At 67.7% G+C, this 22749-nt stretch carries 20 protein-coding genes and 1 other RNA gene; 13 read left to right on the top strand and 8 right to left on the bottom strand.

Features of this window, described 5'->3' with window-relative positions:
- Positions 1-144: 144 nt before the first annotated feature.
- The 3 genes from lipB (at position 145) to ACFFN1_RS01645 (ending at position 2698) form a co-directional block, all read left to right on the top strand.
- Positions 145-783: a lipoyl(octanoyl) transferase LipB gene (lipB, locus tag ACFFN1_RS01655; RefSeq protein WP_376837979.1), complete on the top strand. Its 639-nt coding sequence runs from the start codon at positions 145-147 to the stop codon at positions 781-783.
- A gap of 81 nt (positions 784-864) precedes the next feature.
- Complete coding sequence (gene lipA / locus ACFFN1_RS01650; RefSeq protein ID WP_376837977.1) at positions 865-1905, top strand: lipoyl synthase; 1041 nt, start codon at positions 865-867, stop codon at positions 1903-1905.
- Between the two features lie 64 nt (positions 1906-1969).
- On the top strand, positions 1970-2698 hold the full coding sequence (locus ACFFN1_RS01645) for a DUF4191 domain-containing protein (protein WP_376837975.1): 729 nt from the start codon (positions 1970-1972) through the stop codon (positions 2696-2698).
- A 141-nt stretch (positions 2699-2839) separates the two neighbouring features.
- Here ACFFN1_RS01645 and ACFFN1_RS01640 read toward each other — a convergent pair whose 3' ends face one another.
- Positions 2840-3280 carry an RDD family protein gene (locus ACFFN1_RS01640; protein ID WP_376837973.1) on the bottom strand — a complete coding sequence of 147 codons (441 nt, stop codon included), beginning with the start codon at positions 3278-3280 and terminating at the stop codon, positions 2840-2842.
- 221 nt (positions 3281-3501) lie between these two features.
- Between ACFFN1_RS01640 and glnA (ACFFN1_RS01635) the strand changes: the two genes are divergently transcribed.
- Positions 3502-4926 carry a type I glutamate--ammonia ligase gene (gene glnA / locus ACFFN1_RS01635; RefSeq protein WP_376837972.1) on the top strand — a complete coding sequence of 475 codons (1425 nt, stop codon included), beginning with the start codon at positions 3502-3504 and terminating at the stop codon, positions 4924-4926.
- Positions 4927-5070: 144 nt separating this feature from the next.
- The gene (locus ACFFN1_RS01630) at positions 5071-6540 is read left to right on the top strand and encodes a mycothione reductase (protein ID WP_376837970.1); all 1470 of its coding nucleotides are present in this window, start codon (positions 5071-5073) and stop codon (positions 6538-6540) included.
- 34 nt (positions 6541-6574) lie between these two features.
- Here the strand turns inward: ACFFN1_RS01630 and ACFFN1_RS01625 are convergent, their stop codons facing one another.
- From ACFFN1_RS01625 to ACFFN1_RS01615, 3 genes are read right to left on the bottom strand one after another with little or no spacing between them, the layout of a single operon-like run.
- Positions 6575-9769 carry a bifunctional [glutamine synthetase] adenylyltransferase/[glutamine synthetase]-adenylyl-L-tyrosine phosphorylase gene (locus ACFFN1_RS01625; protein ID WP_376837968.1) on the bottom strand — a complete coding sequence of 1065 codons (3195 nt, stop codon included), beginning with the start codon at positions 9767-9769 and terminating at the stop codon, positions 6575-6577.
- A complete protein-coding gene (gene glnA, locus ACFFN1_RS01620) occupies positions 9766-11103 on the bottom strand; it encodes a type I glutamate--ammonia ligase (protein ID WP_376838117.1) in 1338 nt (445 codons plus the stop codon). The genes ACFFN1_RS01625 and glnA (ACFFN1_RS01620) overlap by 4 nt, the downstream gene beginning before the upstream one ends.
- A 5-nt stretch (positions 11104-11108) precedes the next feature.
- Positions 11109-11309 carry a hypothetical protein gene (locus ACFFN1_RS01615; protein ID WP_376837966.1) on the bottom strand — a complete coding sequence of 67 codons (201 nt, stop codon included), beginning with the start codon at positions 11307-11309 and terminating at the stop codon, positions 11109-11111.
- Between the two features lie 180 nt (positions 11310-11489).
- Between ACFFN1_RS01615 and ald the strand changes: the two genes are divergently transcribed.
- The 7 genes from ald (at position 11490) to bioD (ending at position 18907) form a co-directional block, all read left to right on the top strand.
- On the top strand, positions 11490-12608 hold the full coding sequence (gene ald / locus ACFFN1_RS01610) for an alanine dehydrogenase (protein WP_376838115.1): 1119 nt from the start codon (positions 11490-11492) through the stop codon (positions 12606-12608).
- A 74-nt stretch (positions 12609-12682) separates the two neighbouring features.
- A complete protein-coding gene (map, locus tag ACFFN1_RS01605; protein ID WP_376837965.1) occupies positions 12683-13594 on the top strand; it encodes a type I methionyl aminopeptidase in 912 nt (303 codons plus the stop codon).
- Complete coding sequence (gene ppgK, locus ACFFN1_RS01600) at positions 13591-14427, top strand: polyphosphate--glucose phosphotransferase (RefSeq protein WP_376837963.1); 837 nt, start codon at positions 13591-13593, stop codon at positions 14425-14427. Before map ends, ppgK begins: the two co-directional genes overlap by 4 nt.
- A gap of 65 nt (positions 14428-14492) precedes the next feature.
- Positions 14493-15707, top strand: a complete 1215-nt coding sequence (bioB, locus tag ACFFN1_RS01595; protein ID WP_376837961.1) for a biotin synthase BioB — start codon at positions 14493-14495, stop codon at positions 15705-15707.
- Complete coding sequence (locus ACFFN1_RS01590) at positions 15700-17025, top strand: adenosylmethionine--8-amino-7-oxononanoate transaminase (protein ID WP_376837959.1); 1326 nt, start codon at positions 15700-15702, stop codon at positions 17023-17025. Before bioB ends, ACFFN1_RS01590 begins: the two co-directional genes overlap by 8 nt.
- Positions 17022-18173, top strand: coding sequence for an aminotransferase class I/II-fold pyridoxal phosphate-dependent enzyme (locus ACFFN1_RS01585; protein WP_376837957.1), 1152 nt, complete (start codon positions 17022-17024; stop codon positions 18171-18173). The genes ACFFN1_RS01590 and ACFFN1_RS01585 overlap by 4 nt, the downstream gene beginning before the upstream one ends.
- Positions 18170-18907 carry a dethiobiotin synthase gene (gene bioD / locus ACFFN1_RS01580; protein ID WP_376837955.1) on the top strand — a complete coding sequence of 246 codons (738 nt, stop codon included), beginning with the start codon at positions 18170-18172 and terminating at the stop codon, positions 18905-18907. The genes ACFFN1_RS01585 and bioD overlap by 4 nt, the downstream gene beginning before the upstream one ends.
- A gap of 5 nt (positions 18908-18912) precedes the next feature.
- Here the strand turns inward: bioD and ACFFN1_RS01575 are convergent, their stop codons facing one another.
- Together ACFFN1_RS01575 and rnpB are read right to left on the bottom strand one after the other, a co-directional pair.
- The gene (locus ACFFN1_RS01575; RefSeq protein ID WP_376837953.1) at positions 18913-19752 is read right to left on the bottom strand and encodes an acyl-CoA thioester hydrolase/BAAT C-terminal domain-containing protein; all 840 of its coding nucleotides are present in this window, start codon (positions 19750-19752) and stop codon (positions 18913-18915) included.
- A gap of 49 nt (positions 19753-19801) precedes the next feature.
- Positions 19802-20167: RNase P RNA component class A (gene rnpB, locus ACFFN1_RS01570), an RNA gene on the bottom strand.
- Between the two features lie 168 nt (positions 20168-20335).
- On the opposite strand from rnpB, the gene ACFFN1_RS01565 reads away from it, so the two are divergent.
- Positions 20336-21097: a YaaA family protein gene (locus ACFFN1_RS01565; RefSeq protein ID WP_376837951.1), complete on the top strand. Its 762-nt coding sequence runs from the start codon at positions 20336-20338 to the stop codon at positions 21095-21097.
- 44 nt (positions 21098-21141) lie between these two features.
- Here the strand turns inward: ACFFN1_RS01565 and ACFFN1_RS01560 are convergent, their stop codons facing one another.
- Positions 21142-21876 (bottom strand): zinc ribbon domain-containing protein, encoded by a 735-nt coding sequence (locus ACFFN1_RS01560; RefSeq protein ID WP_376837950.1) that lies wholly within the window; start codon positions 21874-21876, stop codon positions 21142-21144.
- A gap of 1 nt (position 21877) precedes the next feature.
- Positions 21878-22732, bottom strand: a complete 855-nt coding sequence (locus ACFFN1_RS01555; protein WP_376837948.1) for a Nif3-like dinuclear metal center hexameric protein — start codon at positions 22730-22732, stop codon at positions 21878-21880.
- Positions 22733-22749 lie beyond the last annotated feature (17 nt).

Raw genomic sequence — 22749 nt, 5'->3', positions numbered from 1 at the left:
AGCTCCCTGCTTCCCATCGGCCGTGCGGCCACGCTACGGCTGAGGACACGGCCGATTCAACGGGTTCGCAGGATCTGTGGACAACGGCCGCCGCCCGGGCTGCGCCGCTTTGCCCGGCGGCAGAGGCCAGCATAGGGTGAATGCATGTCATTCACCGTAGAGTCTCTCGGATATGCACCCGACTACGTCGACTATCACAGCACCTGGGACCTGCAGCAGCGCTATCACGCCGATGTGATCGCTGGGACACGCGAGTCCACCCTCCTGTTCCTGGAGCACTCCCCCGTCTACACCGCCGGCAAGCGCACGGAAGACCATGAGCGTCCCGTCGACGGCACTGAGGTCATCGACGTCGACCGCGGCGGCAAGATCACCTGGCACGGACCCGGCCAGCTCGTCGTCTACCTCATCTACCGTCTCAACGACCCCAAAGAGGTCCGGCTCTTCGTCGATCAGATCGAAGACGCCCTCATCGAGGTGTGCGCTTCGCTGGGCATCGAGACGATGAAGGTCGAGGGCCGCTCCGGTGTGTGGCTGGCCGCCACCGACACCCAGCCCGAACGCAAGATCGGCGCGATCGGCATCCGCATCCATGAAGGCGTGACGATGCACGGGCTGGCCCTCAACTGCTCCAATGACAGCGCCGGATTCGACGGCATCGTGCCCTGCGGCATCGCCGACGCCGGTGTCACCACGCTGAGCGCCGAAGCCGGCCGCACCATCATCCCTGCCGATGTCGCACCCGCAGTCGAGGCGGCGCTCATGCGGCATATCACCGCATAGGGCCTCCGGCCCCCTGAACGTCCCGCGCCCTCCGGCGCTCGACCTGCCCGACGTCCCGACTACCGATGAGAAGGACCCACCGTGACGATTGCTCCTGAAGGACGCAAGATGCTGCGTGTCGAGGCACGCAACGCGCAGACGCCGATCGAGAAGAAGCCGGCCTGGATCAAGGCCAAAGCCCATATCGGCCCGGAGTTCACCGAATTGAAGTCCCTGGTGCGCTCCTCGAAGCTCAACACCGTGTGCGAAGAGGCCGGCTGCCCGAACATCTTCGAGTGCTGGGAGGACCGCGAGGCGACCTTCCTCATCGGCGGCGAGCAGTGCACCCGCCGCTGCGACTTCTGCCAGATCGACACCGGCAAGCCGGCCGAGTTCGACGCCGATGAGCCGCGCCGGGTCGCCGAATCGGTCAAGACCATGGGTCTGCGCTACTCGACGGTCACCGGTGTCGCCCGCGACGACCTCGACGACGGCGGTGCGTGGCTGTACGCCGAAACCGTCCGGCTCATCCACGCGATCGAGCACGAGGGCGGCCACCAGACCGGCGTCGAGCTGCTCATCCCCGACTTCGACTCGAATGATGATCAGCTCGCCGAGGTGTTCTCCTCCCGTCCCGAGGTGCTGGCCCACAATGTTGAGACCGTCCCGCGGATCTTCAAGCGGATCCGGCCCGGCTTCCGCTATGAGCGTTCCCTGTCGGTCATCACGAAGGCCCGCGAGGCCGACCTCGTGACGAAGTCGAACCTCATCCTCGGCATGGGCGAGACCAATGACGAGGTCATCGAGGCAATGCAGGACCTCTACGATGCCGGCACCGACCTGCTGACGATCACCCAGTACCTGCGCCCCTCTCCGCGACATCATCCGATCGAGCGCTGGGTCAAGCCGCAGGACTTCGTCGAGCTGCGCGATGCCGGTGAGGAGATCGGCTTCGCAGGTGTCATGAGCGGACCGCTCGTGCGCTCCTCCTACCGGGCCGGGCGCCTGTGGGCACAGGCCATGCGCCGCCGCGGGCAGGAGATCCCGGCACACCTCGTGCATCTGGACAAGGAGATGCCGGCCAAGCAGGAGGCGCAGGCAGTGGTGAATGCCTTCGCACCGGGTGAAGAGGTACAATTCTAGGTTGTTCGCCCAGCACCGCTGGGATATCGCCCGAAACACTCATGAAAGCTGATTGAGCACAGGAATGTCAGAAGAGAAGCCGCGCCGCTTTTTCAAGCGCAAGCCGAAGGATCCGAGCAAGCCGGACCGCATCAAGCAGATGCGCCAGGTTGTGCAGCTGTCGAAGAAGCACAACCCGGCCACTGTCTGGCTCATGCTCGCCGCGATCGTCGGCCTCACCGCCGTCGGCGTGGGCGTCGGCTTCCTCCTCAAGGCGATCTGGCTGTGGGCGATCCTCGGTCTGCTGCTCGGCATCTTCCTAGCGCTCTTCATGCTCGGCCGCTTCGCTGAGACCGCCGCGTTCAAGGAAATGGAGGGCCAGCCCGGTGCGATCGGCGCTGTGCTCAACACCTGCCGCCGCGGCTGGCTCATGGATGAGCAGCCCGTCGACGTCAACCCGCGCACCCGTGACATCGTCTTCCGCACGACCGGCAAAGGCGGCGTTGTGCTCATGAGTGAGGGCCCGAAGGGCCGGGTCGACAAGCTGCTGGCGAAGCAGAAGAAGCGCCACGAGCGGGTGCTGCCCAATGTTCCGGTCTACACCCTGCAGGGCGGCGACCAGGACGGCCAGATCCCGATGAACAAGATCGTGCGCACCGTCCACAGGCTGCCGCGCAAGCTGAACAAGGCTGAGGTCCTCGCCGTGCGCAACCGTCTCACCGCGCTCGGCTCGGTGACGAAGAACCCGCCGATCCCCAAGGGCGTCGACCCGATGAAGGCCCGTCCGGATCACCGGGCGATGCGCGGACGCTGAGATCCGCGCTCTGAGGGCGCTGAGACCCACACACTGACGCAAGGCGGCAGGGCTGTGCAGGAATGCACTCCCTGCCGCTTTCGGCTGTGCTGGCCCGCCGCTTTCGCAGCTGCTGGCTTGCCGCTTTCGCAGTTACTGGCTTCAGCCGCGGACGACCGCAGTGCGGGCGGGGATGTCGTGGAAGCCGCGGCGATCAGCATCGAAGATGATCGCGGGGATGACGAACATCAGCAGCAGCGAGCGGATGAAACCGGAGGCGAAGCCCGGCCGGGCGCCGTCAAGGCGGATGACGCGGATGCCGAAGAGGCGCTGGCCGACGGTGGTGCCCAGGAGGGAGTCGAGCACGACGTATTCGATGAAGAAGATCCCGAGGATCGCAAGGGTGCTGCCGTTGAACAGCCAGTACGCGATGCCCAGACACATGAGGTAGTCGAGCCACAGGGCCAGCAGCCGGCGCCACATCGGGGCGATCGACCCCGGTCCGGTCTCAGGCAGGCCGAGGCGGCTGCCGGGATAGTCGTTTCCGGTGCTGGCAGCCGAGGGGCCGTCGAGCCAGGACCCGAAGTCATCACGCGAAATCACGCAGTCAAGTGTAGCGCCCGCCCCTGCTGACCGCGTGTGCAGGTGCGGCCGGACAGCGTGCGCCCCTACTCGGTGAAACCCGAGGCAGAGGCGCTGGTGATGCCGTTGAGATGCCGTGAGAAACGGCCTGGTCCTGCGCAGGCGAGTGTGCGCGGTGAACTAGAATAGACCTACACCACAGGGCTTCGCCCATGCGTGGCCCGCGACTTCCAGGAGTGATCTTGTTCAATACCCCGGCCGAGCTAGTCGCCTATCTGAAGGACAACGAAGTCGACTTCGTCGACATCCGCTTCTGTGACCTTCCGGGTGTGGTGCAGCACTTCAATCTCCCGGCTTCTGCCTATGGCGAAGAGGAGATCGAAGAAGGCCTGCTGTTCGACGGTTCGTCGATCCGCGGATTCAAGTCGGTCCACGAATCGGATATGAAGCTCATCGCCGATGTCACCAGCGCCTACATCGATCCGTTCCGGATCGCGAAGACGATGGTCATCACCCATTCGATCGTCGACCCGTTCACCGATGAGCCCTTCTCCCGCGACCCGCGTCAGGTCGCAGCCAAGGCCGAGGCGTACCTCAAGTCGACCGGCATCGCCGACACGGTGTTCTTCGGCGCTGAAGCGGAGTTCTTCCTCTTCGACTCGATCCAGTACCAGAACCAGCCCGGCCACAGCTTCTACAAGATCGACTCGGAGGAGGCCGCGTGGCGCACCGGCGCAGACGAGCCCGGCGGCAACCTCGGCTACAAGACCCCGTTCAAGGGCGGGTACTTCCCGGTCTCCCCGCAGGATCACTTCGCCGACATCCGTGACGAGATCTCGCTGACGCTGGCGGAGATCGGCTTCGATGTCGAGCGCGCCCACCACGAGGTCGGCACCGCCGGTCAGCAGGAGATCAACTACAAGTTCGACTCGCTGAAGAAGGCCGGCGACCAGCTGCTGGACTTCAAGTACGTCGTCAAGAACGTCGCCTGGGACTTCGACAAGTCGGTGACCTTCATGCCCAAGCCGCTGTTCGACGACAACGGCTCGGGCATGCACTGCCACCAGTCGCTGTGGAAAGACGGCGAGCCGCTGTTCTACGACGAGAACGGCTATGCGGGACTGTCCGATCTGGCGCGCTGGTACATCGGCGGGCTCATCGAGCACGCCGGCGCGGTGCTGGCGTTCACGAACCCGACGATCAACTCCTACCGTCGGCTCGTCAAAGGCTACGAGGCACCGGTCAACCTCGTGTACTCCTCCGGCAACCGCTCGGCGGCCATCCGCATCCCGGTCACCGGCACCTCGCCGAAGGCCAAGCGGCTGGAGTTCCGCGTCCCGGACCCGTCGGCCAACCCCTACCTGGCGTTCTCCGCCCAGCTCATGGCCGGCCTCGACGGCATCCGCAACCGCATCGAGCCGCCGGAGCCCATCGACAAGGATCTCTACGAGCTGCCGCCGGAGGAGCTGGAGGACATCAAGCTCGTGCCCGGCACGCTCGAAGAGTCCCTGGCTGCGCTCGAGGGGGACCACGACTTCCTCACCGAAGGCGATGTCTTCACCGAAGACCTCATCGAGACGTGGATCGCCTACAAGCGCGAGAACGAGCTCGACGTCGCTCGTCTGCGCCCGACTCCCACCGAGTTCGAGCTCTACTTCTCCGTCTGAGCTGAACGCATCTGCGCCGGAGCTCAGCGCTCTGGCCCACGCACTGCAGGCGGTCTCCCCTTCGGGAGACCGCCTGCGGCGTGTGGTGCGTCCCATGTGAGCGACGCGGCGCTCACCGCCTCCCCCACCTCGTAGGATGGGGCTATGACTCACTACGACATCCTCGTCATCGGCACCGGATCTGGTAACTCGATCATCAACCACCGCTTCGACGACCTGACGGTCGCCATCGCTGAGTCCAATCGGTTCGGCGGCACCTGCCTGAACGTCGGGTGCATCCCGACCAAGATGTTCGTCTACACCGCCGACCGCGCCCGCAGCGCTGCCGACAGCACCGCCTACGGCATCGAAACCGACTACCATCGCGCCGACTGGCCGGCCGTCCGCGACCGGATCTTCGCCCGCATCGACGCCATCGAAGCAGGCGGCCGCGACTACCGCACCCATCAGCTCGACAACGTCACCGTCTACCCCGAGCACGTCGCCTTCACCGGCCCGCATTCCTTCCGCAGCGCCTCAGGCGAGGAGTTCACCGCCGACAGGATCGTCATCGCCACCGGCAGCCATCCGGTCATCCCAGACATCGACGGCCTCGATGCGGCCCGCGTCGACACCCCCGGCTATCCGGTGCACACCTCGGACACGATCATGCGCATCGACGCGCTGCCGGAAACGATGGTCATCGTCGGCGGCGGCGTCATCGCAGCCGAGTTCGCCGGCATCTTCTCCGCTCTCGGAGTCGTGGTCACGGTCGTCATCCGCCGCGAGGAGATGCTCAGCAGCGCCGATGAGGATGTCTCCGCACGCTTCACCGAAGCCTTCAGCGCACAGCCCGACATCGATCTGCGCACGAACACCGTGCTCACCCAGATCCAGGTCCGCGAGGACGCTGCCGCCGACCAGGACCAGGCGGACAGCCGCGCCGTCCAGGTCACGACCGATGCCGGCAACGTCATCGACACCGATCTCGTGCTCATGGCCACCGGCCGTGCTCCCTCAACGGAGCGGCTCGGCCTGGAGCACACCGGCATCGACGTCGTCGACGGGTCGATCACGGTCGACGAGTACCAGCGGGTCTACGCCGGCGGCCAGCCGCTGCCGGGCGTGTTCGCCCTCGGCGATGTGTGCTCCGATTTCGAACTCAAGCACGTCGCCAACCACGAGGCGCGCGTCGTCAAAGCGAACCTGCTCGCCGACATCGCCTCCGGTGAGCTCGGCGGCGCGCAGCCGGCTGACCTCACGGTCGCCAATCACTTCGCGGTCCCGGCCGCAGTGTTCTCCTATCCGCAGTCGGCAGCCGTCGGCATGACCGAGGCGGAGGTCCGCGAGGCCGGCATCGACTACACCGTCAAGGTGCAGGAGTACGCCGATGTGGCCTACGGCTGGGCAATGGAGGACACGACCGGCTTCTGCAAGGTCATCGCCGATCGCGAAACCCGCCAGATCCTCGGTGCGCACATCCTCGGCGCCGAGGCGTCGATGATCATCCAGCCGCTCATCCAGGCGATGGCCTTCGGGCTGCCGGCCGATGAGATGGCCGAACACCAGTACTGGATCCACCCGGCCCTGCCCGAGGTCGTCGAGAACGCCCTGCTGGGCCTCGACTTCTCCTGAGCCGCGTCACCTGCCCCGCTCCCGAGGCGGCAGTTCAGTACCGGCGGGAGTAGCCGCGGGCGAACTCGTCCGGGTCGACGACCTCACCGCGGTTCGCGGCATGGGCATGGCTGCCGGCCTGCTCCTGATCGAAGTCGTAGAACAGGCGCTCCATGACGCGGCGAGCCCGACGGGTCGCTCCGAGGTAGTCGTCGAAGAGATCGTGCCCGGAGCCGGGTGCATAGCCGAGCAGCCGGGCGGTGGCCTCCAGCTCAGCCGAATCGGACGGCAGCGCGGCTGCGGTGCGGCCGCGGAACAGCATCACTGCAGAGCGCACGCCGGTCGCCAGCGTCCATGCCTCGCGCAGGATCTCAGCGTCCTCAGCGTCGATCTCCCCCGCCTCGACGAGCGCGGCCAGCGCCGCCAGGGTCTCTGTCGTCCGCAGCTTGGGGTTGCGGGCAGCGTGCTGCATCTGCAGCAGCTGCACCGTCCATTCGACATCGGAGAGGCTGCCGCGGCCCAGCTTGAGGTGCCGGTGGGGATCGGCGCCGCGCGGCAGCCGCTCACTCTCCATCCGCGCTTTGAGCCGGCGCATCTGCCGCAGCGACGAGTCCGGCACCTCATCCGGGTAGCGCAGTGGATCGATGAGAGCGGTGAAGGCATCGCGCAGCGACTGCTCACCGGCGATCGGCCGGGCGCGCAGCAGCGCCTGCGCCTCCCAGGGCTCGGACCATGTGGCGTAGTAGCCGGCATAGGAGTCCAGCGACCGCACAAGCGGCCCCTTCTTGCCCTCCGGCCGCAGATCCGCATCGATCTCGATCGGCCGTGACGGCCCGGCACTGCCGAGCTGCTGGGTGACATCGAGCGCCACCCGCCGCACATGAGAGGCCAGCGCGGCACGTGCCTCGGCATCTCTGTCCTCGCCGAGGGCACGATAGGCGAACATGACATCGGCATCCGAGAAGTAGCCGATCTCCGCGCCGCCGAGCCGGCCCATCGCGATGATCGCGAACTCGTACTCCCCCACCTCGGCGTCGGCATCAAGGCCCTTCCGCACCGCGGCGACCGTCGCGTCAACGGCGGCATCCATGAGCGTGGCCAGCTGTTTAGGGACCGCATCGCGGTCGGCGATGCCGAGGATGTCGGCCAGGGCCACGCGCAGCACCTCGCGGCTGTAGCGGGCGCGGATGGCCGGCACCGCCTCGTGGCCGTAGCGTTCGACGAGGCTGTCGAGCCGGGCCCTGATCTGCGCCGGCTCCTGCAGTTCGAGCCGCGAAGGGTCATCAAGCCAGCTGACCGCGCTGGGATTGCGCAGCAGCAGCTCCGTGGCGAAGGACGACAGCGACAGCACATAGGCCATCGACTTGGCCGCGACCCCGGAGTCGCGCAGCATCTTGACGTACCAGGTCGAGGTCGACAGCGACTCGGACAGCCGGCGGAAGGCGAGCAGCGCAGCATCCGGGTCGACGCCGCGGGAGAACCAGTCGAGCAGCGCCGTGAGCACCTGCTTCTGCACCATCGCCGCCCGCGACACCCCGGTCGTCAGCGCCTGGATGTGCTTCATCGCCGACTTCGGATCCTGATAGCCGAAGGCCGCCAGCCGTTCGCGCGCCTGCTCAGCGCTCAGCCGGGAGATCGAGGTCTGGCCCGCTGCGGCTTCGAGGATCGGACGGTAGAAGATCTGCTTGTGCAGGGCGCGGATGCGCCGGGAGCGGGCTTCGCGCTCCTTCTGCAACCGCTGCGGAGACCTGTCACCGAGGGCGTAGACGCTGCGGGAGAGCGCCCGCATCTTCTTCTCCTGCGTCGGCAGCAGCGCGCTGCGGCGCATCCGCGGGATCTGCAGCCGGTGTTCGACCGTGCGCAGGAAGCGATAGGACTCGCTGAGGTCCTCGGCATCCTCGGAGGAGATGTAGCCGCGCTCGCCGAGGCGGTCGAGCAGCTCCAGCGTGTTCGTCACCCGGATCGCCTCATCGTCCCGGCCGTGGACGAGCTGCAGCAGCTGTGCGGAGAACTCGACATCGCGCAGGCCGCCGGCGCCGAGTTTGATCTGGCGTTTGGCCTCATGGGCGGGGATGAGGTCGACGACGCGCACCCGCATCCGGCGCACCTCATCGATGAATCCCGGGCGGGCCGAGGCTGTCCACACGTGCGGGTTGAGGGCGTCGTACCACTGCTGTCCCAGCTCCCGGTCGCCGGCGATCGGCCGGGCCTTGAGCAGTGCCTGGAACTCCCAGTTGTGGGCGATCTCCTCGTAGTAGTGCTCGAACTCCTCGAGTTTGCGCACGAGCGGGCCCTTCTTGCCCTCGGGCCGCAGCGCGGCATCGACCTCCCACAGCGGAGGTTCGGGCGCATATCCGGAGAGCACCTCGGTCATCCGGTGAGCCAGGCGGGTGGCGATACGGGCACCAGCTTCATCCGCCTCGGCCAGGGCGCGAGCGTGCGCGGCGTGCACAGCAGGTTCAGCATCCCCGGCGGCCGGCGCGCCGTCCCCTGTCTCCACACCCTCATCGGCCGGCGCCCAGCAGTAGACGACATCGACATCGCTGACGTAGTTGAGCTCCCGGGCCCCGCACTTGCCCATCGCGATGATCGCCAGCCGCACGGAGTCGGCATCCTCGGTCTCGGCACGCGCCACCGCCAGGGCCGCATCGATGGCGGCGGCGGCCATTTCGGCCAGCACCCCGGAGACCTCGCCGACGATCTCGGTGGCGAACAGACTGCCGAGGTCGTCGCTGGTGAGCTGGATGAGCAGATCGCGGTAGGCCTGGCGCAGGGCGGTGACCGCGGCCTCCCCCGAGACCGAGGCGACCGGCACCTCGGCGGCGGGATCAGCCCCGACAGCTTCGAACAGGCGCGCGCGCAGCCGCTCCGGTTCCGCCGCGGGAGTGCCGAGCAGCAGCGCCTGCTCTTCGGAGGCGAGCAGGAACACCGAGGCGGGCCGGCGGACGAAGTGATCGACGGAGGCATCCGAGGAGCCGGCCAGGTGGGCCAGCCGCGGCAGGAAGTTCGGATGCTCCTCGACAGCGGCGGCGAAACGGCGCCGCTGGGCCGTGTCAAGCGCTTCGACCGTGCGCAGGATGCCGAGCGCCGCAGAGTCCGGATCGGGCGCCTGGGTGATGAGCTCCGCACTCACCGGTGAGCTCAGCAGCGTCGTGCCGAGCAGCGCATCGGCCTCCTCGAGGAAGCCGCGGGCGCGCCGGGTGTCCCCGAAGCCCGAGCGGCTGCGGGACGGGTCGACCTTGCGGCTCATAGGGTTTCGAAGTGGCGGCGGAGCTCGTACGGGGTGACCTGATCGCGGTAGTCGACCCACTCCTGGGTCTTGTTGCGCAGCACGAACTCGAAGACCGCCTCGCCGAGGGTCTCGGCGACAAGTTCGCTGTTCTCCATCTTCGCCAGGGCGTTGTTGAGGCTCACCGGCATCGCCGAGATCCCCATCGCCCGCCGCTCATGGTCGGAGAGCAGCCAGACATTGTCCTCGGCCTCATCCGGCAGCTCATAGCCCTCCTCGATGCCCTTGAGGCCGGCGGCCAGCAGCAGCGAGTAGGTGAGGTACGGGTTCGCTGAGGAGTCGATGCCGCGGTACTCGATCCGCGCGGAGGAGGCTTTGCCGGACTTGTACTGCGGAATCCGGATGAGCGCAGAGCGGTTGCGGTGACCCCAGCAGATGTAGCTGGGGGCCTCATGTCCGGTCCACAGCCGCTTATAGGAGTTGACGTACTGATTCGTGACCGCAGAGAACTCCGGGGTGTGCGCCAGCAGGCCGGCGATGAACTGCCGGCCGGTCTGTGAGAGCTGGTACTCCGCGCCGGGCTCATAGAAGGCGTTCTCATCGCCTTCGAACAGTGAGACGTGGGTGTGCATGCCGTTGCCGGGCTGATCGATGAGCGGCTTGGGCATGAAGGTGGCGAACACGCCCTGTTCGAGGGCGACCTCGCGGACCACGGTGCGGAAGGTCATGACGTTGTCAGCCATCGTCAGGCCGTCGGCATAGCGCAGGTCGATCTCGTTCTGGCCGGGGCCGGCCTCATGATGGGAGAACTCCACGGAGATGCCCATCGCCTCCAGAGTCTGCACGGCGCTGCGGCGGAAGTCATTGGCGGTGCCGCCGTCGACGTGGTCGAAGTATCCCGAGGTGTCGACGGGCACCGGCGGCTGGCCGTCGAGGTGGCCGGACTTGAAGAGGTAGAACTCGATCTCCGGGTGGGCGTAGAAGGTGAAGCCGCGGTCGCGGGCGGCCGCCAGCTGCCGCTTGAGCACATTGCGCGGGTCCGAAGCCGATGGGGTGCCGTCAGGATCGTAAATGTCGCAGAACATCCGGGCGGTCGGCTCGGTGTCGCCGCGCCACGGCAGCAGCGCGAAGGTCGCCGGGTCCGGACGCAGCACCATATCGGCTTCAAAGATCCGGGAGAATCCCTCGACCGAGGAGCCGTCGAAGCCGATGCCCTCCCGGAAGGCGCCTTCGAGTTCGGCGGGGACGATCGCCACCGACTTCAGCTTGCCGAGCACATCGGTGAACCACAGGCGGATGAACTTGACGCCCAAGTCCTCGACCTTGGACAGGACGGACTCCTGCTGGCGGCTCATCGACATCAGCCGTTCCACTCCTTGTCCTCGGCGTCCCACTGCTTGTTGTTCTCAGCTGCCGTGGCCAGCGCCTGCTGGGCCTCTTCGGCTGTGTCGTACGGGCCCATGCGGTTCTCCCAGTTGCTCTGGGGACCGTGTTCGACCTGTCCGGTCTTGACGTTGAACCAGTACTTCTCGGCGCCGTAGGGCTGTTGCTCATCAGTCATCGCTGGGCTCCTCCGTCGGACAGTGCGGCGGCGCCGGGAGCAGCTGTGCCCGCGGCACCATGTCCCCCCAGTCTAACGCGCCGCACTGCCGCAATTGGCCGGTGCGGGCCGGCGGCCTTAAGGTGTGCCTGGAGGGAGCTTTGCACCGTCTCCCAGCGTGTCCGTATGAAAGGTCCTGCAATGAAGATCGCCGTCCCCACCGAAGTCAAGAACAGCGAGTACCGCGTCGCCATCACGCCGTCCGGCGTCAATGAGCTCACCAAGCGCGGCCACGAGGTCAGCGTGCAGTCCGGCGCCGGCCTGGGCTCGAGCATCACCGACGAAGACTATGCTGCTGCCGGTGCCACCATCACCCCCGATGCCGCCTCGACCTGGGAGGCCGGCGAGATGGTCCTCAAGGTCAAGGAGCCCATCGCAGAGGAGTACGACTTCCTGCGCAAGGACCTGACGCTCTTCACCTACCTGCACCTGGCTGCCGATGAACTGCTGACCGAGCGTCTGCAGGAAGCCGGCACCACTGCCATCGCCTATGAGACCGTCGCCCCCGACGGCCAGGGCCTGCCGCTGCTGGCTCCCATGTCCGAGGTGGCCGGTCGGCTGTCGACGCAGGTGGGCGCCAACAGCCTGCTGAAGAAGAACGGCGGCCGCGGCATCCTGCTCTCGGCTGTCCCCGGTGTCGAGCGCGGCCGCGTGACCGTCATCGGCGCAGGTGTGGCCGGCACTGCCGCCGCCCGGATCGCACTGGGTCTGGGCGCGCAGGTCGACATCTTCGACATCTCGCTGCCGCGTCTGCGCCAGCTCGAGGAGATGCACGGCAACGGCCTGCAGGCCCGGATGTCGAACGAGTACGACATCGCCGACTCGCTGCGCACCGCCGACCTCGTCATCGGCTCGGTGCTCATCCCGGGCAAGCGCGCTCCGAAGCTCGTGACCGATGAGATGGTCCAGAACATGAAGCCGGGCTCGGTGCTCGTCGACATCGCCATCGACCAGGGCGGCTGCTTCGAGAACTCGCGTCCGACCACCCACGACGATCCGACCTTCGAGGTCCACAACTCCATCTACTACTGCGTGGCGAACATGCCCGGCGCCGTGCCGACGACCTCGACGCGTGCGCTGACGAACGCCACCATGAGCTATGTGCTCAAGCTCGCCGATCAGGGCTGGCGCGAAGCCATGAAGAAGGACGTCGGGCTCTCCCGCGGCCTCAACGTCTTCGACGGGCAGATCACCAACGCCAATGTCGCTGATGCCTTCGGCCTCGGCTTCACCCCGCCGGAGCAGGTCCTCGCCATCTGAGTCTCCTCCGCGCTGCGGCAGGCGGTCGTCTCCTTCCGGAGGCGGCCGCCTGCCGCGTTAGACTGGGGAACATCATGACTTCACACGCACCGCTGGGCACCCTGTGCAAGGGCACCGTCTCTCCGATCCTGTCCGTCCCCAAGGACATCCCCCGCCCCGAATACGTCGGCCGCGCCGTGCCGAACGAAGGCAATGCCGGCGATGTCTACTCCGCTGAGGACATCGAACGGATCCGCGCGGCCGGGCGGATCGCCGCCGATGCGCTCGAAGCCGTCGGGCAGGCGGTGGCCCCGGGCGTGACGACGGATGCGCTGGACCGCATCGCCCACGAATACCTCCTCGATCACGGCGCCTACCCCTCGTGCCTGGGCTACCGCGGCTTCCCCAAGTCGTGCTGCACCTCGGTCAACGAGGTCATCTGCCACGGCATCCCCGACGACACGGTGCTCGCCGAGGGCGACATCCTCAACGTCGACATCACCGCCTATATCGACGGCATGCACGGCGATACGAACTACACGTTCTGCGTCGGCGAGGTCGACGACGAGTCGCGCAATCTGGTGCTGCGCACCCATGAGGCGATGATGCGCGGGATCAAGGCCGCCAAGCCCGGCCGCCAGATCAACATCATCGGCCGGGTCATCGAGAAGTACGCCGAGCGCTTCGGCTACGGCGTCGTCCGCGACTACACCGGTCACGGAGTCGGCGCGGAGTTCCACTCCGGTCTCATCGTCCCGCACTACGACGCCGCTCCGAACCATGCCGAGCTCATCGTCCCCGGCATGGTCTTCACCATCGAGCCGATGCTCAACCTCGGCACAGAGAGCTGGGAGTCCTGGGACGACGACTGGACGATCGTCACCGCTGACCGCAAACGCTCGGCCCAGTTCGAGCACACCATCGCGATCACCGAGACCGGCGCTGACATCCTCACCCTGCCCGCGGAATCGGCAGCGATCTACGGCGGACCAGGAGACCCGGCATGAGCCCATCATCGCGCCCCGACTGGGCGATCGGCGTCGACATCGGCGGCACCGGCATCAAAGCCAGCCTCGTCGATCCGGTCGCAGGTGCCGTCGCCTTCAAGCGCCGCCGCATCCTCACCCCGCAGCCGGCCACTCCCGAGGCGGTCGTCGCGACCGTGCGGGAGGTCGTCGCCCAGACCGTGGAGAAGGCGCTGGACGAGAAGATCATCAAGAAGGCGTCCGCCCTCGACCGAGCGCCCATCGGCGTGGCTTTCCCCGGCGTGCTCAAACACGGTGTCGTGCGCTTCGCCCCGAACCTCGACCAGTCCTGGATCGGCGAGCACCTGCCCGAGCACCTGGAGCAGGCGACCGGACGCAGCTGCTACGTCCTCAACGACGCCGATGCCGCAGGCCTGGCCGAGATGACCTTCGGCGCCGGCCGCGACTACCGCAAGCAGACCGTCATCCTCACCACCCTGGGCACCGGAATCGGCACCGCGCTGTTCGCCAACGGCCAGCTCGTCCCCTTCACCGAACTCGGCCACATCGAGATGAACGGCGCTGATGCCGAGACACAGGTCGCCGAATCGGTGCGCACCCGCGAAGGGCTGAGCTTCGAGCAGTGGGCCGAACGGCTCCAGCAGTACTACGAGCAGATCGAGCTGCTCCTCCACCCCGACCTCATCATCGTCGGCGGCGGCGTGTCGAAAGAGCACGAGAAGTTCCTGCCGCTGCTCACGCTCGAAGCCCCGATCCGGCCCGCCCAGCTGCGCAATGCCGCCGGCATCGTCGGGGCAGGCTACTCGGCCGCACGCGCCGGACGGACGAAGGTGAAGAGGAACACGGCCAAATAGCGAGGTGATACGCCCGGCGGCGTGTCGGTTTTGCACCCAGCTGAACACTGTTCAATAATTGAACGATGTTCAGCTACTCTTCGCTCGCCGATCGTGTCCTCGCCGGCACCCCGGCCACCGCAGACGACGCCCACGTCATCCTCGCCAGCTCCGATGAGGAGCTCCTCGACCTCGTCGCCGCCGCCTCCCGCCTGCGCCGGAAGCACTTCGGCAACCGGGTGAAGGTCAACTACCTCGTCAACCTCAAGTCCGGCCTGTGCCCGGAGGACTGCGGCTACTGCTCGCAGCGCCTCGGCTCCGAGGCCGAGATCCTCAAGTACTCGTGGCTGCCCGGTGACGAAGCCCGCCGGCAGGCGGAGTTCGGGCTGGCCGGCGGCGCTTCCCGCGTGTGCCTGGTGGCCTCCGGCCGCGGCCCGTCGAACCGCGACGTCGAGCGTGTGTCCGGCATGGTCGAGGACATCAAGTCCGCCAATCCCGGCGTCGAGGTGTGCGCCTGCCTCGGCTTCCTCAAGGACGGCCAGGCCAAGCGTCTCAAGGACGCCGGCGTCGACGCCTACAATCACAACCTCAACACCGCCGAGTCCCACTACGCCGACATCTGCTCGACTCACACCTTCGCCGACCGCGTCGACACCGTCGACAAGGCCCGCGAGGCCGGCATGTCGCCGTGCTCGGGTCTCATCGTCGGCATGGGCGAGACGAATGCCCAGGTCATCGAGACGATCGAATCGCTCAAGGCCGTCGACTCCGATTCGATCCCGGTCAACTTCCTGATCCCCTTCGACGGCACTCCGCTGGAGGGCACGAACACGCTGACCCCGCAGCACTGCATGCGCATCCTGTGCGCGGTGCGGTTCATGTGCCCGGACCGCGAGCTGCGCATCGCCGGCGGCCGAGAGATGCACCTGCGCTCGCTGCAGCCGCTGTCGCTGCATGTGGCCAACTCGCTGTTCCTCGGCGACTACCTCACTTCTGAGGGCCAGGCCGCAGAAGACGATCTCGACATGATCGTCGACGGCGGCTTCGAGATCGTCGGCGCGAAGAACACCGCCCAGCTGCGCGATGAGCTCAAGGCGCATCGTGCCGCGCACCAGGCCGCCTTCGACACCAGCTCAGACGGCACCGGCGCCTCGGACGACACCGCACCAGCGGCTGCCGCGAGCACCCTGCCGTGCGGCAAGCCGCTGCCGCCTGCCGGGCACGAGGCGGGTTCGACCGGTGTGCGGATCCCGACGATCCGCCGCCGCGGTGCCGGCACGGAGCTCGCTCCCAATGCCTGACCAGCACCAAGCCTCGGCTCTGGAGCGCGACACCGGCCTGCTGTGGCACCCGTATGGGCCACTCGATGCCGGTGCGCACTTCTCGGTCACCGGTGCCTCGGGCCCGTACGTCGACCTCGTCGACGCCGCAGGCTCCAGCCGCCGGCTGCTCGACGGCATGAGCTCGTGGTGGTCGGTCGTCCACGGCTACCGACACCCGGTCATGGACGCCGCACTCACGAAGCAGATCGGGTCGTTCTCCCACGTCATGTTCGGCGGGCTGACCCACGATCCTGCAGTCGCGCTGGCCGAACGGCTCGTCGAAGTCACCCCGACCGGGCTCGATCACGTGTTCCTCGCCGATTCCGGCTCGGTCTCCGTCGAGGTCGCGCTCAAGCTCGCCATCCAGTACCAGCGGGCCCGCGGGCGGGAGCGCGGCACCTTCCTCGCCCTCGAAGGCGCCTATCACGGGGATACGACCGGGGCGATGAGCGTGTGCGACCCGGTTGGCGGCATGCACGCCGATTTCGCAGCACTCCTGGCGGAGAACGTCTTCCTGCCCCGGCCACCGCTGCCGGAGGCTCCCGCCGCCGAGGTGGAGGCCTGGGTCCGTGGGGCGGAGAACCTTGTCGACGCGCATGCCCAAGATCTGGCCGGCATCATCGTCGAGCCCCTGTTCCAGGGGGCCGGCGGCATGCGGCCGTACCATCCGGCGGCGCTGCAGGCGCTGCGCCGGATGGCCGATGACATCGACGCGGTGCTCATCGCCGATGAGATCGCCACCGGCTTCGGACGCACCGGCACCGCCTTCGCCTGCGAGGCCGCTGGCATCGTCCCCGATGTCATGTGCCTGGGGAAGGCCCTGACCGGTGGTTATCTCACCATGGCTGCACTCCTATGCCGCGGCCCGGTCGCCGAGGTCATCACGCAGTCGTCGTACCGGGCGCTCATGCACGGCCCGACCTTCATGGCCAATCCGCTGTCCTGTGCTGCAGCGTCAGCCTCGCTGGGGCTGCTCTTCGGAGATGAGACGAGCGCCTGGCAGCCGGCGATCGAGCGCATCTCCCCAGCCCTCGAGGCAGGACTCTCCCCTGCCCGGCAGCTGCCGGGCGTCCATGAGGCCAGGGTGACCGGCGGGATCGGCGTCATCGAACTCAACCGGCCCGTCGACGTCGGCCTCGCCACCCGTGTGGCTGCCGAGCACGGTGTGTGGCTGCGGCCGTTCCGCCAGCACATCTACACGATGCCGCCCTACATCTCGACTGCGGAGACGATCGCCACGATCACGCAGGCGATGGTTGCTGCAGCGGCTGCCCACACCGAGGAGACCGCGTCGTGAACGCGATCGCCGCCCGGCTCGCGGCTGCAGTTGAGCGACGGCAGGCTGCCGATATGCACCGCACTGATCCGGTGCTCACCGGCCTCGACCTCGCCTCGAACGACTACCTCAGCCTGTCCCAACACCCGCAGGTGCGTGCGGCGGCCATCGAGGCGATCGAGCAGTTCGGCACCTCGGCGCGTGCCTCCCGGCTCGTCACCGGTACGACGCGAGCCCATCACGCGCTCGAATTCGCCCTGGCCCAGCGGCTGCGCCACCCGGCCTGCGTCACCTTCTCCAGCGGCTACATGGCCAATCTCGCTTCGGTGGCCACACTCGCCGGGCCGGATACGCTCATCATCTCCGACGCCCACAATCACGCCTCGCTCATCGATGCCTGCCGCCTGACGAAGGCACCGGTGCAGATCGTCGCCCACAACGACACGGCAGCCGTCGAAGCCGCCCTGGCCGAACGCCGCCAGCCCGAGGCGCTCGTCATCGTCGAATCGGTCTACTCCGTCCTCGGCGATGCTGCAGATCTCGAGGCGCTGCTCGATCTGTGCGCCCGCTATGACGCGATGCTGCTCGTCGACGAAGCCCACGGCCTCGGCGTCGCCGGCACCGGTGAGCACACCGGCTTCGGCGCCACCGCCCAGCTGTCAGCCCACCGCGACCGGCTTGTCGTCACCGCCACCCTGTCGAAGGCGCTCGGCTCGCAGGGCGGTGCGCTGCTGGGCAGCGAGCTCATTCGCGACGCGGCGATCAACACCGCCCGCTCGTTCATCTTCGACACCGGCCTGGCACCGGCCAATGCCGCTGCCGCCCATGCCGCACTCGACCTCATCACCCCTGAGCGGGTCGCCGACATGGCGGCCGCCCGCGCCAAACTGGCGACCACGCTCGAGGTGCCGGTCCCGGCCGGTGCGGTGCTCTCGGTGCCGATGCCCAGCCCCGAATCCGGAGTGCGAGCCCGGGCACTGCTGCGCGAGGAGGGAATCCTCGTCGGCTGCTTCCGCCCGCCCTCGGTCCCCGATGGCATCACCCGGGTGCGGCCGACCGCCCGCGCCGGCCTCAGCAGCGCCGAACTCGAACGCGCCTGCACCCGCATCCGTGCGATCACCGATGCCTGCGCATCCCCGGTCGCCGGCGCTCAGGTGACCGGCTCATGATCCCCCGGTATCTGCTTGTCACCGGCACCGACACTGGAGTGGGCAAGACGATCGCGACCGCCGCCCTGGCTGCAGCGCTCTCAGCGGCCGGGCGGCGGGTCATCATGGTCAAGCCCGTGCAGACCGGGCACATCAGCCCCGATGACCCCGAGCGCACCGAACTGGAAGCCCAGTACTCCGATGTCGTAACCGAATCCGATGCCCAGATCATCGCCCGGCTGGCTGGCATCGAGACGTTCACCCACACCACTCTGCGCCTGCCGATGGCACCAGTGCCGGCAGCCCGTGCTGAAGGCGCTGCCTTGCGCACCGCCGGTGAGCATGCTGAGTACATCCGCGAGCTGGCTGCGAAGACCAGCGCCGACCATGTCCTCATCGAAGGCGCCGGCGGGGTGCTCGTCGACTTCGGCGGGCACACAGCAGCCGACCTCGCCCGCACCCTGGACGCCGCATCAGGCGAGACGGTCGGTGCTGTCATCGTCGCCCGCTCACGGCTGGGCACGCTGAATCACACCGCACTGACCGCCGAAGCGCTGGCCCACCGCGGCGTGGACGTCACCGGGATCATCATCGGCTCGTGGCCTGATCCTGCCCTGCCGGTCGATATCGACAACCGCGAGGCGCTCACGACCATCGCCCCGCTGCTCGGTGCCCTGCCAGCCGGAGCCGGCCACCGCCTCGGTGCCGGTGATTTCCAGGCCCAGGCACCTGCCTGGCTGCGCCTGCCGGACTGACCTGTTCAGGAGTGCTCGTGCCACTCCTGCAACACCCGGCTGAGATCCTGGTTGGCATCCTCGAGTGCCTTCTCATTGGCCGCCTGGCTGCCGCCGGAGTCGATGACCATCTGTCCGGCGCGCAGCTTCGGGGGTGCGCCGAAGATATGCCCGGCCTCAGGGTGGATGCTCAGTTCGGTGTCCGAGTGGTGTGCGGCAATGAGCTCGGCGTACTCGGCTGAGGCCCACATCCGGTCGCTGCCGCCGGCGATCGCGAGGATCTTCCCGTCGAAGTCCTCGATCGGGATGCGGGCGGCCTCCGGGTTCTCGGCACCGGCCACCGCAGCCGAGTAGACCGGCTCATAGGCGACTGGGAAGGCCAGCATGAGCTGGGCGAACATCGTCGCCGTCGGCCCGAAGCCGGCGCCTTGGAAGGAGATCATCTCGACGTCCTCGCCCTGCCACGTCCAGGAGGAGGCGTTCTGCTCCTGGCCCAGGCCCGGGAAGCTGTAGGCGCTCGGTGCGATAAGGATGAGGTTGTCGATGTCATCGGAGTACCGGGTGGCGGCGTTGGCGGCGTACTCAGCGCCCTTCGAGGTGCCGATGACCGTCAGCGGTCCGCCGTCGTTGGTGGCAGCGACCTGGTTGATGACCTCTTCGAAGCTCTCCAGCGGCACCCGGGAGAGCATCGGCTGCTGGTTGGGCATGCCGAAGAAGAACAGCGCATAGGTGTCATAGCCGGCCTCGGCCAGCCTCCGGGCCTTTGCGAAGTCCGGGGAGCCCTCCGAGCCGCCGAAGGTCGCGATCGTTCCGCGCGAGGTCTGGTCCTCCGGCTTGAGGTGGAGGGCGGGCTGACAGCGTAGCAAGACCCCACTGCGAACGAGTATCAAATGTATAAAGGACTGCAAAGACGGGGAGGTCAGGCCGCCTGTACGCCGGGTTCTGTCCGCAGGCGGGTCGCCCCGGTCTGCGTGACGGTCATCTGTCTAGGAGCACCGTTGCCGGTGCCCTCAAGCGATCCACCCGACAGCTTCAGCGAGCAGCCGTCAGGCGCTGTCTGTGCGATCTTGCTCCCGGCGGGGTTTACCGTGCGGTCCCAGTCACCTGGCACCCGGTGGTCTCTTACACCACCCTTTCACCCTTACCGGCCGATGGCCGGCGGTCTGCTTTCTGTGGCACTGTCCCGCGAGTTGCCCCGGGTGGGCGTTACCCACCGCCGTGCTCTATGGAGCCCGGACGTTCCTCGTCAGCATCTGCTGCCGCGACCGTCTGGCGACCTGACCTCGGCCTCCAGTGTACGCCTGCCGCACAGATCCCGTTCACCGCTGCCGAGGCGCCACTCCCCTGGGTCTGCCGGCTCACCCGGCCCGAGGCGCCACCGACCCGGATCTGCCGGCTCGCCGCCCCCTCGGCGACGGTGGAGCGGGGTGTGTCGTTACGATGGCAGGCGTGATTGTTCTGCTGCCGCCCTCGGAGGGCAAGACTCCTGCCGTTTCCGGTCCGGTCCTCGATTTCGATTCCCTCAGCTTTCCGCAGCTGACGGGCGCGCGCATCGAAGTGCTCGAATCCCTCGCCGAGGTCTCCGCTCTGCCGGATGCCTGCGCACAGCTGGGCGTCGGGCTGTCGCTGCACGAGGACGTGGCACGCAATACGGAGCTCACAGAGATCCCCTGCGCGCCGGCCTTGGAGACCTACACCGGGGTCCTCTATGCAGCACTGGATGCCGCCTCGCTGCGCGGCCGCGCCCGGGAGCGGCTCGCGCAGGTGTATGTGTCCTCAGCGCTCTTCGGCATTCTCGGTGCTGAGGATCCGATTCCTGCCTACCGGCTGTCGATGAAGACGAAGCTCGCCGCCGTTGGGGTGCTCGCCACGTGGTGGAAGCCCCGGCTCGCCTCTGTGCTCGATGAGGCTTTCGCCGGTGAGCTCATCCTCGACTGCCGGTCGACGGAGTACCGCAAGTCGTGGCCGGGTCCGGTCGACCAGGTCGTGACGGTGTCAGCGGTGACGGAGAAGGACGGCAAGCGCACGGTCGTCTCCCACAACGCCAAGCACACCCGCGGCGAGCTGGCCGGACACCTGCTGCGCAGCCGCGCCGCACTGCCGGCAACACCAGAGGCGCTGCTGAGAGCCGCACGCCGTCACTACACCGCAGAGCTGACCCCGGCGACGCGCCGGAAGCCGGCGGAGCTGACGATCGCGCTGCCGGGCTGAGAGCCGCCCGAGCGCGGGAGGCTCAAGCGTCTCGGGAGCGCAGCTCAGGCCTTGAGGAGCAGAGCGCCGCACTCCTCGCAGTCGGCTGTCGCCCCTGGACTGCTGAGGCGGTCGAGGATCATCCCGGACAGCTGTGAGCCACAGGCCCCGCAGGCTCCGGCTGCGACCAGCGCGGCAGTGGCCTGCCCGGCACCGAAGGCCTGCAGCAGACGCGCGCCGATCGCTTCGGGCAGTCGAGTGGCGATCTGCTTGCGCTCGGCAGCCAGCTGCTCGGCAGCCGCGCTCAGCTCAGCGCCGCGCTCGCTGCGCTGCTGCTGCAGCTGCTTGCCGGTGGCGCCGATTCGGTTGAGATCCTCGGTGACGGTGCTGATGCGCTCGGTGAGATCGTCGATCTCACTCATGAGCTCCAGCTGGTCGTTCTCACGTTCGCCCTTGGCTGCGATCGCGGTGTCGATATCGGACTGCAGTGCCAGCAGATCGCGGCTGGTGAGCCCTTCGCCGGAATTGAGGGCATCACGCATCTGCTCGACGCGGTTGCTGCGGGCTTCAACATCGGCGTCGATCTCTTCGGCCTGCCGCCGGTAGGCCTCGAGCGTCGCCTCGAGCTCTCTGCGCATCGCCGCGGTCGCCTGGTGCTCACCTGCGAGCTGACGCAGCCGGGCGATGAGCTCGGTCTGCTGTGCTTCGTGCTCGGTGCGGCGCGACTGTGCGGCCGTGTCGATCCAGTCGCTGAGGGCCTGCTGCTCCTCGGTGCTCAGTGTTGTCGTCTTCGCTGTCATGTCATTCACCTGTCTGTCCGATGCGCTCCACCCACGGGTCCGTTGAAAGCTCCGAGACCGTGACCCTGACGTCCATGCCTGCAGCAGCCAGCCGGTCGCGCAGCTGCCCGGCAGCCCGGGTCATCCACATGGACTCAGCCGCCCAGTGGGAGATGTCGATGAGGTGGGGAGTGCTCGGGGCGCGTCGGTGGGCGGTGTCCCTGGCCTCGGTGGCCGGGTGGTGGCGCAGATCCGAGGTGATGTACACCTCGGCTCCGGTGGCGCGGACCTCCGCGAAGAGGGAGTCGCCTGCTCCCCCGAGCACCGCGACCTGCCGCACGCGGGCCTCGGGGTCACCGGCGATGCGGATGCCGGTGGCTGTGGCGGGTGCGGTTTCGGCCAGTCGGGTCGCCAGCGCACGCACACTCAGCTCCTCCGGCAGGGTGCCGACCCTGCCGAGGCCGACTCCGGCGGGCGCGTCCCGGTGCTGCACGAGGGGCGTGAGGTCCTCAAGGCCGATGGCCTCGGCGAGCACATCGGAGACTCCGCCGATGACGGAGTCGGCGTTCGTATGGGCGTTGAACTGCGCAATGCCGGAGCGGATGAGCCGGCTGATAGCCCCGCCTTTGAGGGTGTCGGCGGCAACCGTGGTGATGCCGCGCAGCAGCAGCGGGTGATGGGTGAAGAGGAAGTCCGCACCGAGGGCGGCCGCCTCGTCGATGACAGCGTCCATCGGATCGAGTGCCAGATGGATGTGTGAGACCTCCGCGGCCGGGTCGCCGACGGCGAGGCCGACGCTGTCCCAGGGCTCAGCGTAGGACGGTGGCCACAGCGTCTCGCAGATGCTGGTGATGTCCGAAACACGAGGTGAGCCCATGCGGATACCGTAATACA

Origin of the sequence: Brevibacterium otitidis (genome assembly GCF_042429315.1) — a bacterium.
GTDB lineage: Bacteria > Actinomycetota > Actinomycetes > Actinomycetales > Brevibacteriaceae > Brevibacterium > Brevibacterium otitidis.
The sequence above is the reverse complement of the archived record's forward strand: the minus strand, read 5'-3'. Positions and strand labels throughout refer to the sequence as shown.

Bases quoted from the DNA above. Each gene is read 5' to 3' on its own strand.
- ACFFN1_RS01630 (WP_376837970.1), top strand. From the start codon at position 5,071: ATGACTCACTACGACATCCTCGTCATCGGCACCGGATCTGGTAACTCG.
- bioB (WP_376837961.1), top strand. From the start codon at position 14,493: ATGTTCAGCTACTCTTCGCTCGCCGATCGTGTCCTCGCCGGCACCCCG.
- ppgK (WP_376837963.1), top strand. From the start codon at position 13,591: ATGAGCCCATCATCGCGCCCCGACTGGGCGATCGGCGTCGACATCGGC.
- ACFFN1_RS01625 (WP_376837968.1), bottom strand. From the start codon at position 9,769: ATGAGCCGCAAGGTCGACCCGTCCCGCAGCCGCTCGGGCTTCGGGGAC.
- glnA (WP_376838117.1), bottom strand. From the start codon at position 11,103: ATGAGCCGCCAGCAGGAGTCCGTCCTGTCCAAGGTCGAGGACTTGGGC.
- ACFFN1_RS01560 (WP_376837950.1), bottom strand. From the start codon at position 21,876: ATGACAGCGAAGACGACAACACTGAGCACCGAGGAGCAGCAGGCCCTC.
- ald (WP_376838115.1), top strand. From the start codon at position 11,490: ATGAAGATCGCCGTCCCCACCGAAGTCAAGAACAGCGAGTACCGCGTC.
- lipB (WP_376837979.1), top strand. From the start codon at position 145: ATGTCATTCACCGTAGAGTCTCTCGGATATGCACCCGACTACGTCGAC.
- map (WP_376837965.1), top strand. From the start codon at position 12,683: ATGACTTCACACGCACCGCTGGGCACCCTGTGCAAGGGCACCGTCTCT.
- ACFFN1_RS01645 (WP_376837975.1), top strand. From the start codon at position 1,970: ATGTCAGAAGAGAAGCCGCGCCGCTTTTTCAAGCGCAAGCCGAAGGAT.
- ACFFN1_RS01555 (WP_376837948.1), bottom strand. From the start codon at position 22,732: ATGGGCTCACCTCGTGTTTCGGACATCACCAGCATCTGCGAGACGCTG.
- ACFFN1_RS01615 (WP_376837966.1), bottom strand. From the start codon at position 11,309: ATGACTGATGAGCAACAGCCCTACGGCGCCGAGAAGTACTGGTTCAAC.
- ACFFN1_RS01590 (WP_376837959.1), top strand. From the start codon at position 15,700: ATGCCTGACCAGCACCAAGCCTCGGCTCTGGAGCGCGACACCGGCCTG.
- bioD (WP_376837955.1), top strand. From the start codon at position 18,170: ATGATCCCCCGGTATCTGCTTGTCACCGGCACCGACACTGGAGTGGGC.